General features: G+C 66.5%; 11 protein-coding genes. 8 read left to right on the forward strand and 3 right to left on the reverse strand.

The features are described 5' to 3' along the window. Positions 1 to 173: 173 nt before the first annotated feature. Positions 174 to 2,336: a TonB-dependent siderophore receptor gene (locus J8I82_RS12705; RefSeq protein WP_209757863.1), complete on the reverse strand. Its 2,163-nt coding sequence runs from the start codon at positions 2,334 to 2,336 to the stop codon at positions 174 to 176. A gap of 87 nt (positions 2,337 to 2,423) precedes the next feature. Here J8I82_RS12705 and J8I82_RS12710 point away from each other — a divergent pair, with 87 nt between their 5' ends. Beyond that, a complete protein-coding gene (locus tag J8I82_RS12710; RefSeq protein WP_209757865.1) occupies positions 2,424 to 2,858 on the forward strand; it encodes a Fur family transcriptional regulator in 435 nt (144 codons plus the stop codon). A gap of 198 nt (positions 2,859 to 3,056) precedes the next feature. Then, positions 3,057 to 3,881: an EamA family transporter gene (locus tag J8I82_RS12715; RefSeq protein WP_431831546.1), complete on the forward strand. Its 825-nt coding sequence runs from the start codon at positions 3,057 to 3,059 to the stop codon at positions 3,879 to 3,881. 3 nt (positions 3,882 to 3,884) lie between these two features. Here the strand turns inward: J8I82_RS12715 and J8I82_RS12720 are convergent, their stop codons facing one another. Then, entirely contained in the window at positions 3,885 to 4,484 is a 600-nt protein-coding gene (locus tag J8I82_RS12720; protein ID WP_209757869.1) for a GNAT family N-acetyltransferase, read from the reverse strand. 91 nt (positions 4,485 to 4,575) lie between these two features. Here J8I82_RS12720 and J8I82_RS12725 point away from each other — a divergent pair, with 91 nt between their 5' ends. The 6 genes from J8I82_RS12725 to J8I82_RS12750 all read left to right on the forward strand — a co-directional run bounded on the left by J8I82_RS12725 (position 4,576) and on the right by J8I82_RS12750 (position 13,826). Further along, entirely contained in the window at positions 4,576 to 5,046 is a 471-nt protein-coding gene (locus J8I82_RS12725; RefSeq protein WP_431831547.1) for a winged helix-turn-helix transcriptional regulator, read from the forward strand. A 334-nt stretch (positions 5,047 to 5,380) separates the two neighbouring features. Further along, positions 5,381 to 6,700, forward strand: coding sequence for an MFS transporter (locus tag J8I82_RS12730; RefSeq protein ID WP_209757874.1), 1,320 nt, complete (start codon positions 5,381 to 5,383; stop codon positions 6,698 to 6,700). 70 nt (positions 6,701 to 6,770) lie between these two features. Then, positions 6,771 to 9,332, forward strand: coding sequence for a nitrite reductase large subunit NirB (gene nirB / locus J8I82_RS12735; protein ID WP_209757882.1), 2,562 nt, complete (start codon positions 6,771 to 6,773; stop codon positions 9,330 to 9,332). A 26-nt stretch (positions 9,333 to 9,358) separates the two neighbouring features. Beyond that, positions 9,359 to 9,745 (forward strand): nitrite reductase small subunit NirD, encoded by a 387-nt coding sequence (gene nirD, locus J8I82_RS12740; protein WP_209757931.1) that lies wholly within the window; start codon positions 9,359 to 9,361, stop codon positions 9,743 to 9,745. A gap of 74 nt (positions 9,746 to 9,819) precedes the next feature. Further along, complete coding sequence (locus J8I82_RS12745) at positions 9,820 to 11,061, forward strand: NAD(P)/FAD-dependent oxidoreductase (RefSeq protein ID WP_209757884.1); 1,242 nt, start codon at positions 9,820 to 9,822, stop codon at positions 11,059 to 11,061. A gap of 41 nt (positions 11,062 to 11,102) precedes the next feature. Then, positions 11,103 to 13,826, forward strand: a complete 2,724-nt coding sequence (locus tag J8I82_RS12750; RefSeq protein ID WP_209757886.1) for a nitrate reductase — start codon at positions 11,103 to 11,105, stop codon at positions 13,824 to 13,826. 599 nt (positions 13,827 to 14,425) lie between these two features. Here J8I82_RS12750 and J8I82_RS12755 read toward each other — a convergent pair. Further along, a partial coding sequence (locus tag J8I82_RS12755) for a hypothetical protein (RefSeq protein ID WP_209757888.1) occupies positions 14,426 to 14,652 on the reverse strand: 227 nt, incomplete at its 5' end.

Genomic DNA, 14,652 nt, shown 5'->3' on the forward strand with positions numbered 1-14,652 from the left:
ACCGCCACGCCATCCGTGCGACCTGCCACGCGAACATGGGGGGAGTCCATGCGCGTTGCCGATGAATCGCGATGACGCGTCCATGCAGTGCATCAAGAGACCGTGGCCGGCGGGGGAGCCGGCCGTGCGGCCCGCGGCAAAAACAATGGCAACGGGCCAAGGCCCGTGCAGGATCAATAGCTAAGCTGCAAGCCGACCCGCGCGCTGCGGCCCGCGCCTGGCGCAATCCACAAGCTGCTGTACGAACTGGCGTAGTAAGTCTTGTCGAACAGGTTGCCCACGTTGAACGTGACGCGCACCTGGCGGCTGTACTGCCAATAGCCGTGCAAATCCACCACCACGTAGGCGGGCAGCGAGAACGAATCGCGCACATCGCCCGATCGCCGCCCCGTGTAGCGCAAGCCCGCGCCGATGCCATAGCGCTGGCCCACCGGCGCGGCGTCTTCATAGACTGTCAGCAGGCTGCCGCTGGTGCGCGGCACATTGGTCAGCGGCGTACCCGGGGCGAGGCGCGTATCCTGCGTGATCTCGGCATCGGTCAGTGCAAAGCTGCCCGAGATGCGCCAGTGCTTGCCCACCTGCCCCGCCACATCGAGTTCCACGCCGCGGCTACGGGCTTCGCCGGCGGCAATGTAGAACGACGGGTCAGCCGGGTCGGTGGCCAGCACATTGCGCTTGCGGATCTCGAACACCGCCAGCGTGGCGCCGGTGCGGCGGTCGTCGCTGTCGAACTTGACGCCCGCCTCGACGGCGCGGCCGCGCTCCGGGTCAAACGGCTGGCCCGCGGCATCCGTGCCGGCATTGGGACGGAACGACTGGCTGGCGTTGGCAAACAGCGAGAGATTGTCGCTGGCGAGATAGCTCACGCCCACGCGCGGCGACACGGCGTTCTGGTGCTGCGTGGTGCGGGTACCACTCAGGTGGTTGTCCAGCGACTGGTCGAACGCGTCGAAACGCGCGCCGGCCAGCACGCGCCAGCGCTCGCCCAGGTTGAGCTGGTCCTGCACATAGGCGCCGACATTGCGCTGGCGCTCGTACGTGTCCGTGTTCCACGGCATGGGCGGTGCCGGCTGGCCATAGACCGGATCGTAGATATCGATCGCGTAAGGCGCCGCGGTAGTCGGGCTCTTGCGCAGGATCGCCATGGTGTTGCCGAAGCGGTAGGCGTCCACGCCCAGCAGCAGTTCGTGCCCGATCGGACCGGTCGTGAACTTGCCGGTCACGCTGGCCTGCAGCGAGACATCGTCCGACTGGAAATCGCGGTAGCGATGCTGGCGCCACAGCGTGCGGCCATCGGCGGCCAGCGACGTCGCCTCGCTCGAATGCCCGCTCAGCGCGCCGCCGCGGTACGACAGTGCGAGCCGCCCTTTCCAGTTGTCCGAGAACTGGTGCTCAACGCTGAGCTGGTGCGACTGGCTGTCGATCCGCATGTCGCCGTCGCCAGGCTCACCCAGGAAGCGCGAGCGCGGGATCCGTCCAAGCTGGCCATCGACCGCGACCACGCCGCGGTCCATCGGCGTGGTGTAACGCTGAAATTCCGCCGCGTACTGCAGGATGGTGTCGCTGCCCAGCGCCAATGTGAACGACGGCGCCACCAGGTAGCGCTGGCTCTGGATGTAGTCGCGCGTGCTGCCCTGGTGGTCGGCCACGGCGATCAGCCTGCCTGCCACGCTCTCGCCCAGCGGGCCGGTGATGTCCGCGCTTGCGCGGTAGCCGTCGCGCGTGCCCAGCTCCATCGAATAGACCTGCGCCGGCCGGAACTGCGGCTGGCGCGTCACGACGTTAAACGTGCCGCCGGGCTCGCTGGTGCCGTACAGCGATGAGGTAGGTCCCTTGAGCACCTCTACGCGATCAATGGTGGCCGCGTCCATCGGCGCGGCATAGCCGCGGTTGGCGGCAAAGCCGTTGACGAGGTAGCCGGCGCCGGTATTCTCGTTGCCGGTAAAGCCGCGCATGGCGAAGTTGTCCCACAGGCCGCCGAAATTGTTCTGGCGCGCCACGCCGCTGACATAGTCGAAGGTCTGGTCGAAACGGGTCGCGCCGATATCGTCGAGCATGGCACGCGGCACCACGCGCACGGATTGCGGGATCTCGCGCAGTGGCGTGTCGGTGCGGGTGGCACCGGTGGCGTCGGGCGGGTTGTATGATGCGGTGCCGACCACCGAGACCGTCGGCAGCGTAATATCGGGCGAAGTGGAGGCCTTGGCGGCATCGGTTGCATCGGCGGCATCTGCCAATGCGGACCACGCCAGCAGCAGCGCGGCAAGCGGCCGCGTCGGCGCGGCGTGACCGGCGATGCGGCTGCGCCCGGCAATAATAGGCTGCGAAAGCAGCATGATGTCTGGCACCCCGTAAGAGCAGCGCGTGGCGGCTGGCACCGGCACGCGCTTTAATGATAATCTGTTCTCATTAAGATTTTAGTCATGGAACGCATGACCCGTCAACGCGGCGCTGTGCTGGCAGCGCTGAAGGAAGCCGGCCGGCCGCTGAGCCCGGCGGAAATCCTGCAGGCGGCACAGCGCGAGGTGCCGTCGCTGGGACTCGCCACCGTCTATCGCAATATCCGGGCGTTGCTGGAGGATGCGCAGCTGCATGCTGTCGAACTGCCCGGACAGCCGGACCGCTACGAACTGGCCGACCACCCGGGAGAAACGGTCACGCACCGGCATCACCGGCACTACTTCCAGTGCCTGTCTTGCGACCGCGTGTTTCCGCTGGAGGGGTGCCCGGGGCACCTGGAAGACATCACGCCGCCGGGATTCGAGGTCGAGCACCACGAACTGACGCTGCTGGGGCGTTGCCCGGAATGCGCGCGCAAGCCGGGCAAGCGGCGCAAGGCGCCTGCGCACAGCCATTGAGCACGGGCAGGCCGGAACAACTGGAACAACTGTACAGCGCCGCGCACCGAAACCTGTATATGGCGCCCTGGCGGGACTTGCCGCATGATGCGGCTGCATCGCGCACCAGACGCGAGCATTCCCCCAGGATTCCAATTGCCGCACACCGCCTCCGGAAAAAGCTCGACCCTGATTGCCGTTCTCGCCCTGACCGGCTCGATGGCCTCGCTGTGCGTCGGCACGTCGTTCGCCAAGCATCTGTTCGACGCGCTCGGCGCGCAAGGCACCACGGCGCTTCGGGTCAGTTTCTCGGCCCTGATCCTGCTGTGCGTATGGCGGCCGTGGCGCATCCCCCTGACGCGCGCCAATGCGCTGGCGATCGCGCTGTATGGCGCGGCGCTCGGCGCGACCAACCTGCTGTTCTACATGTCGCTGCGCACAGTACCGCTGGGGCTGGCGATTGCCATCGAATTCACCGGACCGCTGGCAGTGGCGGTGATGTCGTCGCGGCGCGCCATCGACTTCCTGTGGATAGCATGCGCGGTGACCGGCCTGCTGCTGTTGCTGCCGATCGGCGAGGCGGCCGGCACGCTCGACCCGGTTGGCATCGGCTATGCATTGGCCGCCGGCGTGGGCTGGGCGCTCTATATCGTGTTCGGGCAGAAGGCCGGCAATGCGCATGGCGGCCAGGCCACCTCGCTGGGGCTGACCATGGCGGCGCTGGTGGTATTGCCATTTGGCGTGGCGCACGCCGGCAGCGCGCTGCTCAGCCCGCCGCTGCTGCTGGCGGGGCTGGCGGTGGGCGTGCTGTCCAGCGCGATTCCCTATTCGCTGGAAATGGTGGCGCTCAAGCGCCTGCACCGGCGCACCTTCGGCATCCTGCTGAGCATGGAGCCGGCAATGGGTGCGCTGGCGGGGCTGGTGTTCCTGCATGAACAGCTGAGCCCGCTGCAGTGGCTGGCGATCGCCAGCATCATCATTGCTTCGGTCGGTTGCACGGCGACTGCGCGCGGCAAGCGCGACGCCGGCCGTGACCTGGCGTAGCGCTCAGTACGCGCCGAACCAGTCTGCCGGCAGCTGCTGGCTGCTGCCGGCTTCCTCTCGCAGCGTCATCGAGACTTCGTGCAGGAAACTGTCCTCCGGATTGCGGCGGCTGCTGAAGCCCAGGCCCCGCAGGATCGCCAGCATGCGGCGGTTCTCGCTGAGCACGTCGCCGCGCATGGCGCGCAATCCAGCCGCGCGGGCATGGTCGCGCAACCTCGTGATCAGGCGCCGGCCCAGTCCCTGCCCTTGCCAGCCATCGGCGACGACCACCGCAAATTCGGCAACGCGGCCGGCCACCACGTATTCGGCGCTGGCGACGATCGCCGGCGTTCCTTGCGCGTCAGGTGCGACCACCACCAGAGCCATGCTGCCCGGCGCCGGGCTGGCCAGCGCATCGACGACCTCGTCGACCACGCGCCCGCCGGTGAGGAAGCGGAAGTAGCGGCTTTCACGCGACAGCCCATCGACCATGGTCCGCAGCGCGCCGCGATCCTGGTCGCGGGTGCGGCGCATGGTCAGTTGCACGCCCCGGCCCGCGGGCCAGGTTTCTGCCGGCGGTTCGCTGGCGGCTTGCTCTGTCGTCGATCCGGTCCTGCCTGTCATGCCACAACCCCTGAATACATTATCCGTAGCCAGAGTATAGGCAATAACCTGACTTTTGCAAATGAAGTCAGCGTGCTAAGCTGCCGGCATGATGAACGCCACTGCGTCCGCTCTCCGTCAATGCTCGATCGCCGCCACGCTTTCGCTGATCGGCGAGAAGTGGACGATTCTTATCTTGCGGGACGTCTTCCACGGCGTCACGCGCTTCGACGATTTCCTGCGTCGGCTCGAATGCTCCCCGGCCGTGCTGTCCGCGCGGCTCAAGACGCTGACCGAAGCCGGCCTGCTGCGCAAGGTCGGCTACCGCGAGCCAGGCGAGCGCGAGCGCTTCGAGTACCGCCCAACCCGCGCCGCCGTCGAGTTGTTGCCGGTGCTGATCGGCCTGATGCAGTGGGGCGACAGCCACATGACGTCCTGCGGCGAAGGCCCGGTGCAGATTCGCTCGCAGGCTAGCGGCAAGCTGGTGCGCGCGGCGCTGGTCGATGAGGACGGTGAGCTGGTGTCTCCGCGCGACATGCAGATCGTCCCCGTCGGTCCCCGCCGCACCGAAGGCGAGCCATAATCCGCTTGCGTCCCTTGCTGCGCCGCACCGGCGCGGCACACTGCACTGCACCATGACTGTGCCGGCGATCCGCAAACCGCCCCAGCACAGCGCATCGCGACTTGCCGCCGACGCCACCCCACGCTTCAAAGCCCCACCCGCCGTCACTTCACGCTCTGGCACACCCCTTGCGTAATGTGGTCCGGGCCCGTCAACGGCGACCGGCCCACCCCACATACGCAGCGGCTATCCCAGGTAGCGGCTGTCAGGACAACGGCGTCCCCTGAACCGGCTCATCAGATCATCGATGGGTCGGCTCGCGGGACGCCATTTGTTTTTCTTGGAGCAAGTGACGATGACCGGCAAAGCCACCCGCATCGAGCTGCTGAGCTTGAGCACCCCGCAGATGCGCGCCTTCCACCTGACCTGGATGGCGTTTTTCGTCTGTTTCTTCGCGTGGTTTGCCTGCGCGCCGCTGATGCCGGTACTCAAGGGCGAATTCGGGCTGACCCCGGGCCAGATTGCCAATATCAATATCGCGGCAGTGGCCGTGACCATCCTGGTGAGGCTGGTGATCGGCCCGATGTGCGACCGCTTCGGCCCGCGCAAGACCTATACGGGCCTGCTGGCGCTGGGGGCGCTGCCCGTGCTGGGCGTGGCGCTGGCGCAGAACTACGAGACCTTCCTGGTGTTCCGCCTGCTGATCGGCGCGGTCGGTGCCAGCTTCGTGATCACGCAGTACCACACCTCGGTGATGTTCGCGCCCAACGTGGTAGGCACCGCCAATGCGGCCTCGGCCGGCTGGGGCAACGCCGGCGGCGGCGCCGCGCAGGCCCTCATGCCGCTGCTGCTGGCCGCGGTGCTGATGATCGGTGCGGACCACGCCTTCGGCTGGCGCATCGCGCTGCTGGTGCCGGGCGTGCTGATGCTGATCATGGCCGTCGTGTACTACCGCTTCACCCAGGACTGCCCCGAAGGCAATTACTCTGACCTGCGTGCCCAGGGCATCGAGATCAGCGGCAAGGACGGTGGCAAGGGAGGCGGCTGGGCCAGCTTCCGCGCCGCCAGCGCCAACTACCGCGTGTGGCTGCTGTTCATCACCTACGGCGCGTGCTTCGGCGTGGAGATCTTCATCCACAACATCGCCGCCATGTACTACGTCGACCAGTTCGGCCTGAGCCTGAAGGCCGCTGGCATGGCAGCCGCAAGCTTTGGCTTGCTGGCGCTGTTCGCCCGCGCACTGGGCGGCTGGCTGTCGGACAAGGCGGCGCGCCGCCGCGGCCTGGATGCGCGTACCACGCTGCTGTTCGTGCTGATCATGGGCGAAGGCCTGGGCCTGCTGTGGTTCGCGCAGGCCGGCAATGTGGCCATGGCCGTGGCCGCGATGCTGCTGTTCGGCCTGTTCACCCACATGGCCTGCGGCGCGACCTACGCCCTGGTGCCCTTTATCGATCGCAAGGCGCTCGGCGGCGTGGCCGGGATCATCGGCGCGGGCGGCAACGTTGGCGCGGTGGCTGCGGGCTTCCTGCTCAAGGGCCTGGGCAACGTGCAGCAGACGCTGACGGTGCTGGGCGTGCTGGCCACCATCGCCGCCGTCTGCGCCATCGCCATCCGCTTCAGCGCCGAGCACAAGGCCCGCGAACAGGCGCTGTACGACAGCGCGCTGGCCAACTGAATTTCAATCGCCCCACAGCACTACAAGCACCACAAGCAGCAAAGACTGACTACCGGACAAGGAAAGCATCATGAAACTGATCATCGTCGGCCACGGCATGGTAGGTCACAAGTTCCTGGAATCGCTGGCGGAAGCCGGTGCGGAAAACCTGGAAGTGACCGTCCTGTGCGAAGAACCGCGTCCCGCCTACGATCGCGTGCACCTGTCCGAGTTCTTCTCCGGCAAGTCGGCGGAAGACCTGTCGCTGGTGCCGGCGGGCTTCTTCGAGCAGCACAACAACATGCTGCTGCGCCTGAACGCCCGTGCGGTCGAGATCGACCGCGCCGCGCGCACGGTCAAGGTATCCACCGGCGAGACCCTGTCCTATGACAAGCTGATCCTCGCCACCGGTTCGTACCCGTTCGTGCCGCCGGTGCCGGGCAAGGACCGCAAGGACTGCTTCGTCTATCGCACCATCGAAGATCTGGAAGCGATGCAGGAATGCGGCGCGCGCTCGAAGACCGGCGTGGTCGTCGGCGGCGGCCTGCTCGGCCTGGAATGTGCCAAGGCGCTGCGCGACATGGGCCTGCAGACGCATGTGGTGGAATTCGCGCCGCGCCTGATGGCGGTGCAGGTCGATGAAGGCGGCGGCCGCATGCTGCGCCAGAAGATCGCTGGCCTGGGCGTGACCGCGCACACCGGCAAGAACACCGTCGAGATCGTGGACGGCGAGGACGGCACCCATCGCATGGTGTTCGCCGACGGCACGCACCTCGACACCGACATGATCGTGTTCTCGGCCGGCATCCGCCCGCGCGACGAACTGGCACGCGCCAGCGGCCTGGAAGTCGGTGCGCGCGGGGGCATCTCGGTCGACAACAACTGCCGCACCTCCGACCCGGACATCTACGCCATCGGCGAATGCGCGCTGTGGGACGGCAAGATCTACGGCCTGGTGGCCCCGGGCTACGACATGGCCCGCGTGGCCGCGCGCCACCTGCGCGGCGAGGCGGCCGAGTTCGGCGGCGCCGACATGAGCACCAAGCTCAAGCTGATGGGCGTGGACGTGGCCAGCATCGGCGACCCGCACGGCGCCGTGCCGGGCGCGCGCATCTACCAGTTCAGCGATGACCGCAAGGAGGTCTACAAGAAGCTGGTGGTGTCCGATTGCGGCAAGTACCTGCTCGGCGGCGTGCTGATCGGCGATGCCAGCGAGTACGGCACGCTGCTGCAGATGATGCTCAACAGGATCGAACTGCCCGAATCGCCGGAATTCCTGATCCTGCCGGACAGCAGCGGCAAGGCCAAACCGGCGCTGGGCGCCGACGCCCTGCCCGACACCGCGCAGATCTGCTCCTGCAACAACGTCTCCAAGGGCGAGATCTGCGGCGCCGTGTGCGACGGCGCCACCAGCATCGGCGCGCTCAAGAGCTGCACCAAGGCCGGCACCGCCTGCGGCGGCTGCGTGCCGCTGGTCACGCAGATCATGAAGGCGGAGATGAAGAAGCAAGGGATGGCGGTCAACAACCACATCTGCGAGCACTTCCCGTTTTCGCGCCAGGAGCTCTATCACCTGGTGCGCGTGGGCAAGTTCAAGACTTTCGACGCGCTGCTGGAAGCGCACGGCAGCGGCATGGGCTGCGACATCTGCAAGCCGGCGGTGGGCAGCATCCTGGCCTCGTGCTGGAACGAGTTCGTGCTGAAGGAAGAGCACGCCAGCCTGCAGGACTCCAACGACTACTACCTGGCCAACATCCAGAAGGACGGCACCTACTCGGTGGTGCCGCGCATGCCGGGCGGCGAAGTCACGCCCGAAGGCCTGATCGCCGTCGGCCAGGTTGCCAAGAAGTACGGCCTGTACACCAAGATCACCGGCGGCCAGCGCGTCGACCTGTTCGGCGCGCGCGCCGAGGAACTGCCCTTTATCTGGGAAGAGCTGATCGCCGCGGGCTTTGAATCGGGCCATGCCTACGGCAAGGCGCTGCGCACGGTGAAATCGTGCGTGGGCTCGACCTGGTGCCGCTATGGCGTGGGCGACTCGGTCGGCCTCGCCGTCGAGCTGGAGAATCGCTACAAGGGCCTGCGCGCGCCGCACAAGATCAAGTTCGGCGTATCCGGCTGCACGCGCGAATGCGCCGAGGCGCAAGGCAAGGACGTCGGCGTGATCGCCACCGAGAAGGGCTGGAACCTGTACGTGTGCGGCAACGGCGGCATGAAGCCGCGCCACGCCGAGCTGCTGGCCAGCGACCTCGACCACGACACGCTGGTGCGCTACATCGACCGCTTTCTGATGTTCTACGTGCGCACCGCCGACCGCCTGCAGCGCACCAGCGTCTGGCGCGACAACCTCGAAGGCGGCCTGGACTACCTGAAGGCCGTGGTGCTCGACGACAAGCTCGGCATTGCCGCCGAGCTGGAGACCGAGATGCAGCACGTGGTCGACACCTATGAAGACGAGTGGAAGAAGGCCGTGACCGATCCCGAGACCCGCAAGCGCTTCCGCCATTTCGTCAACAGCGATCGCCGCGACGACAACCTGGTCTTCATCGAAGAGCGCGGCCAGATCCGCCCGGCCACGCCGGAGGAACGGAAATTGCAGCGTTCCCGGCTGGGCCACATTCCCGTGGTCGCCGTGCCCGCAAAAGCAGCCTGATCGTGCAAGCATTCAAGGAGAACGTGATGAGCCATCCCCACCAGCCCGAAACCTGGACCGCGGTCTGCACCGTTCGCGATATCGTGCCCAATACTGGTGTGTGCGCGCTGGTCGACGACAAGCAGATCGCCGTGTTCCGCATCGGCCGTGGCGAAGAGGTCTACGCCATCGATAACTTCGATCCCAACTCGCAGGCGGCGGTGCTGTCGCGCGGGCTGGTGGGCAACCTGGGCGAACGCCTGGTGGTGGCATCGCCCATCTACAAGCACCACTTCGACCTGCGCTCCGGCGAATGCCTGGAAGCGCCGGAGCAGTCGGTCAACGCCTACGGCGCGCGCGTCTACGACGGCAAGGTATGGGTTGCCGCCAGCAGCGTGGCGATGCGCGAGGCCGAGGAAGAACTCGCCGCCTGATCCTTTAATCCACCTCTTTCGTCGCGCCCCCGATGCTTACCACCGCCTTCACGCCCAGCCCCGGAGATGCCGGCATGACGCCGTCCGATTCCACCCAGGCCCGTCCGCGCCTGGTCGTCGTCGGCAACGGCATGGCCGGCATGCGCACCGTCGAGGAGCTGCTCAGGCTCGCCCCGGACCTGTACGACATCACGGTGTTCGGCGCCGAGCCGCACGGCAACTACAACCGTATCCTGCTGTCGCCGGTACTGGCTGGCGAGAAGACGGTGGCGGACATCATGCTCAACACGCGCGAGTGGTACGAAGAGAACGGCATCGAGCTGCTCGCCGGCGATCCCGTCGTATCGATCGACCGTCCGCGCCGCGTGGTGCGTTCCGCGTCGGGACGCGAGGTGCGCTATGACCGCCTGCTGCTGGCCACCGGCTCAAAGCCGTTCATCATTCCGGTGCCGGGCCACCAGCTCGAAGGCGTGATCGCGTTCCGCGACATCCAGGACGTCGAGACCATGCTGCATGCCGCCCGCAATCACCGCCACGCGGTGGTGATCGGCGGCGGTCTGCTCGGACTGGAAGCGGCCAATGGCCTGTTGCGCCAGGGCATGGATGTGACCGTGGTGCACCTGGCCGACAGCCTGATGGAACGCCAGCTCGACAAGCCCGCCGCCACGCTGCTCCAGGGCGCGCTGGAACGCAAGGGCCTGCGTTTCCTGCTGAGCGCGCAGACTGCGGAGATTCTCGGCACCGAGCGCGTCACTGGCGTGCGCTTCAAGGACGGCAGCGAAATTCCTGCCGACCTGGTGGTGATGACCGCAGGCGTGCGCCCCAACATCGAACTCGCCGCCGGCGCAGGCCTGCACTGCGAACGCGCCATCGTCGTCGATGACACGCTGCAGACCTACGATCCGCGCATCTATGCGGTTGGCGAGTGCGTCCAGCATCGCCAGGCCACATTCGGGCTGGTCGCGCCGATCTGGGACCAGGCGCGCGTATGCGCAGCCCATCTCGCCGGTGCCGGCCATCGCCGCTACGTGCAGCAGGCCACCGCGACTAAACTGAAAGTGACCGGCGTCGACCTGTATTCCGCCGGCGATTTCATCGGCGCGGAAGGCTCCGAAGACCTGGTGCTGCGCGACGCACGCCGCGGCGTCTACAAGCGCCTGGTGCTGCAGGACGGTTGCCTGGTCGGCGCCGTGCTGTATGGCGATGTGCAGGACGGGCCCTGGTATTTCGACATGATCCAGCGCCGCACGCCAGTTGGCGCGCTGCGCCAGCGCCTGCTGTTCGGCAAGGCGCAGTGCGAAGCGCTCGCTGCCTGAGCATTGCCAAAGCTATATAACGCCCCCCGCACGGAGAACGCGTGAACCTGTCCGACATCCCGGTTGTATCTGCAACCCTGACCACTACCACCGCCACGACCTGCCCATACTGCGGCGTCGGCTGCGGCGTGCGTGCCACGGTGCGCGCCGACGGCCAGGTCGAGGTCGAGGGCGACGCGCAGCATCCGTCCAACCAGGGCCGGCTCTGCGTCAAGGGCTCGGCTCTTGGCGAAACCGTGGACCTGGAAGGCCGCCTGCTCCATCCCAAGCTGCGCGATGCCGACGGCCAGCTGCAGCAGGTGTCATGGGACCGTGCTCTCGATACCGTGGCGCAGGGCTTCAGCGACATCATCCGCCGCCATGGCCCCGACTCGGTCGCACTCTATGTCTCGGGCCAGTTGCTGACCGAGGACTACTACGTCGCCAACAAGCTGATGAAGGGCTTCATCGGCAGCGCCAATATCGACACCAACTCACGCCTGTGCATGTCGTCGGCCGTTGCCGGCCACAAGCGCGCCTTTGGCGAAGACCTGGTGCCGGGCAGCTATGAAGACCTGGAACTGGCCGACCTGGTGGTGCTGGTGGGTTCCAATACCGCGTGGTGCCACCCGATCCTGTTCCAGCGCCTGTCCAAGGCCAAGGAAGCCCGCCCCGCGATGAAGATCGTCGCGATCGACCCGCGCCGCACTGCCACTTGCGAACTGGCCGACCTGCATCTGGCGGTTCGTCCCGGTACCGACGTCTGGCTGTTCAATGGCCTGCTCAGCTACCTGGCGCGCGAAGGCCATACCGATGCAGCCTTTATCGGCGCAAGCACTTCGGGATTCGACGAAGCCCTGCAGGCGGCCGATGTCGATTGCTCCGACCCGGTCGCCGTCGCCCGCGCCTGCAAGCTCAGCGTGCAGGACGTGCTGGACTTCTATGCGCTGTTCGCCGCCACGGAAAAGACCGTGACCGCGTTCTCGCAAGGTGTCAACCAGTCCTCCGCCGGCACCGACAAGGTCAACAGCATCATCAACTGCCACCTGCTGACCGGCCGTATCGGTCGGCCCGGCATGGGCCCGTTCTCGCTGACTGGTCAGCCCAATGCCATGGGCGGGCGCGAGGTCGGCGGCCTGGCCAACATGCTGGCCGCGCATATGGAACTGGCCAACCCGCTGCATCGCGACGTGGTGCAGAGCTTCTGGCAGTCGCCGGTGATGGCGGACCGCACCGGGTTGAAAGCGGTGGAGCTGTTCGATGCGATCGAATCCGGCCGCGTCAAGGCGGTGTGGGTGATCGCCACCAACCCCGTGGTCAGCCTGCCCGACGCCGACCAGGTGCGCCGCGCACTCGCCAGGTGCGAACTGGTCGTAGCCAGCGACATCATCGAGCGCACCGACACCAACGCGGGGGCGCACGTGCTGCTGCCCGCGCTGGGCTGGGGCGAGAAGGACGGCACCGTCACCAACTCGGAACGCCGCATTTCGCGCCAGCGCGCCTTCCTGGCCGCACCGGGCGAAGCGCGCGCCGACTGGGACATCCTGTGCGAGGTGGCACGCCGCATGGGCTTTGCCGGCTTCGACTATGCCGGGCCGCACGAGATCTTTGACGAGCACGCTCGCCTGAGTGCCTGGCGCAACGACGATGCGCCGCGCGTGTTTGACATTGGCGGACTGGCCGGCCTGGACAAGGCTGAGTACGACAGCCTGGAGCCGGTCCAATGGCCGGTTCCTGCCAACGGTGCGATTGACTCGCAGCGACTGTTCGGCGACGGCCGCTTTGCGCATGCAGACGGGCTGGCCCGCTTTGTCGCCACGCCGACGCGCGCGCCCGCCAATGCGCCGGACGACGATTTCCCGCTGATTCTCAACACCGGGCGCGTGCGTGACCAGTGGCACACCATGACGCGCACCGGCAAGTCGGCACGACTGGCCGACCACTTGCCTGAACCCTTTGTCGACATGCATCCGCAAGATGCGCTGTTGTGCGGTGTCGGGGAAGGCAAGCTGGCACGGGTCAGCACCCGATGGGGCGCGATGGTGGCGCGTGTGCGTCATGGCGGCGGCATCCCGCGCGGCAGCGTGTTCGTGCCGATTCACTGGAATGGGCAGTTCAGTTCCGATGCGCGCGTTGGCGCTCTGGTCAATCCGGTGGTTGATCCGGTTTCCGGCGAGCCCGAGTTCAAGCACACGCCAGTGCGGGTGGAGCCGTTTGGTGTCAGCTGGCACGGGTTCGTGCTGAGCCGCGGCGAAATGCCGGCTGAAGCGCTGACGTACTGGACGCGCGTGCAAGGCCGCCAGTTCCAGCGCTACGAATTTGCTGGCCGTGAAGCCGTTACCGACCGTGCCGCGTGGGCGCGTGAACTCCTCGGCGTGACGGACCCGGAAGCTGACTGGCTCGAATACGAAGACCGTACCGCGGGCGTCTACCACGCTGGCTACGTCGTCAATGACCGGCTTGAAGCCTGCGTCTATGTGTCGACGCGGCCTGAACTGCCGTCGCGTTCCTGGCTGTCTGGCCTGTTCGGCCGTGAGCGGCTTGAGGACACGGATCGTATCGGGCTGCTGCTAGGCCAGCCAATGGAGAAAGGTGCAGATGCCGGGCCGACGGTGTGCTCTTGCTTTGGCGTAGGGCGTAACACCATCTGCGATGCGGTGCGCAAGCATGATCTGAAGACGCCCGCGGAGATCACTGCCTGCGTCAAGGCTGGCGGCAATTGTGGGTCTTGTGTGCCTGAGCTGAAAAAACTGCTGGTGGAGATTCAGGTGGTTGAGGCGGCTTGAGGGCTGTTGGTGACATGCTGTCGGCCGTTGAACCGCTGGGTTCCGCCCTCCTGGGCGGGAGTCATACTGACTTACGGCCCTGCGGGCGGACACTCTTATCGTAGTGTGCCGGGGCTTCCGTACGGGGCTGCGCTTCCTTGCAGAGCAGGACTGCCTGACGCCCTGGTGCGCCACGGTGGCTCGGGATAGAAGCGATGTTTGAACGAGCCCAGAGCTGGGCGTGGCCCCTGCTGCGGGCGGCAACATAGGAACGCCTACGGCTGCGCTGCGCGCCGGCCCAAAGGGCGGGTTGCCACTCAGGTCCTCGCTTGAGCTTCGGGCCCGGCATCATTCACGACAGCGCTGTGCGAGCGCAGCGACGCACTCCGTGCCCGAGCCCTCGACCTACGATACTGAGCGCGGGCAGCGCAGCCGTAGGCGCTCCCGCGTTGACGCCGGCAGCAGGCGGCCTACGCCCGGCATGGGGATCGTTCAATAGTGGATTGACGCAGCCACTAGCCCAAACTCACCTGGCGTAGCAGGTCCGAGCCACCAGCCACATCGAACGGAAATCACCACCGCCCCGAACCACCCACGCCGATGAATTGATAGCCAGCCGCTCAGGCGACGCGCTTTTTGGTTACTTTTTGTCGCTCGGACAAAAAGTGACCCGCCCAGCAGGGCGGAACCACGCGGTTCAACGGCCGACAGCATGTCACCGATAGCGATAGCATGTCGCCAACCACCTTGCAACAAAAATCAAAATCCAAAAAGCAAAAACCCCTCGCAGCACACGCTGTCGAGGGGTTTTGCACAATAAGAGCCTGGCGATGACCTACTTTCACAC

The sequence above is a fragment of the Cupriavidus consociatus genome (genome assembly GCF_017814975.1).
In the GTDB taxonomy this organism is placed as follows: Bacteria; Pseudomonadota; Gammaproteobacteria; order Burkholderiales; family Burkholderiaceae; genus Cupriavidus; species Cupriavidus consociatus.

What these genes read in the sequence shown, in the direction of transcription:
- J8I82_RS12710 (WP_209757865.1), top strand. Translation starts at nt 2,424, where the DNA reads ATGGAACGCATGACCCGTCAACGCGGCGCTGTGCTGGCAGCGCTGAAG.
- J8I82_RS12730 (WP_209757874.1), top strand. Translation starts at nt 5,381, where the DNA reads ATGACCGGCAAAGCCACCCGCATCGAGCTGCTGAGCTTGAGCACCCCG.
- nirD (WP_209757931.1), top strand. Translation starts at nt 9,359, where the DNA reads ATGAGCCATCCCCACCAGCCCGAAACCTGGACCGCGGTCTGCACCGTT.
- J8I82_RS12725 (WP_431831547.1), top strand. Translation starts at nt 4,576, where the DNA reads ATGAACGCCACTGCGTCCGCTCTCCGTCAATGCTCGATCGCCGCCACG.
- J8I82_RS12745 (WP_209757884.1), top strand. Translation starts at nt 9,820, where the DNA reads ATGACGCCGTCCGATTCCACCCAGGCCCGTCCGCGCCTGGTCGTCGTC.
- J8I82_RS12720 (WP_209757869.1), bottom strand. Translation starts at nt 4,484, where the DNA reads ATGACAGGCAGGACCGGATCGACGACAGAGCAAGCCGCCAGCGAACCG.
- nirB (WP_209757882.1), top strand. Translation starts at nt 6,771, where the DNA reads ATGAAACTGATCATCGTCGGCCACGGCATGGTAGGTCACAAGTTCCTG.
- J8I82_RS12715 (WP_431831546.1), top strand. Translation starts at nt 3,057, where the DNA reads ATGGCCTCGCTGTGCGTCGGCACGTCGTTCGCCAAGCATCTGTTCGAC.
- J8I82_RS12705 (WP_209757863.1), bottom strand. Translation starts at nt 2,336, where the DNA reads ATGCTGCTTTCGCAGCCTATTATTGCCGGGCGCAGCCGCATCGCCGGT.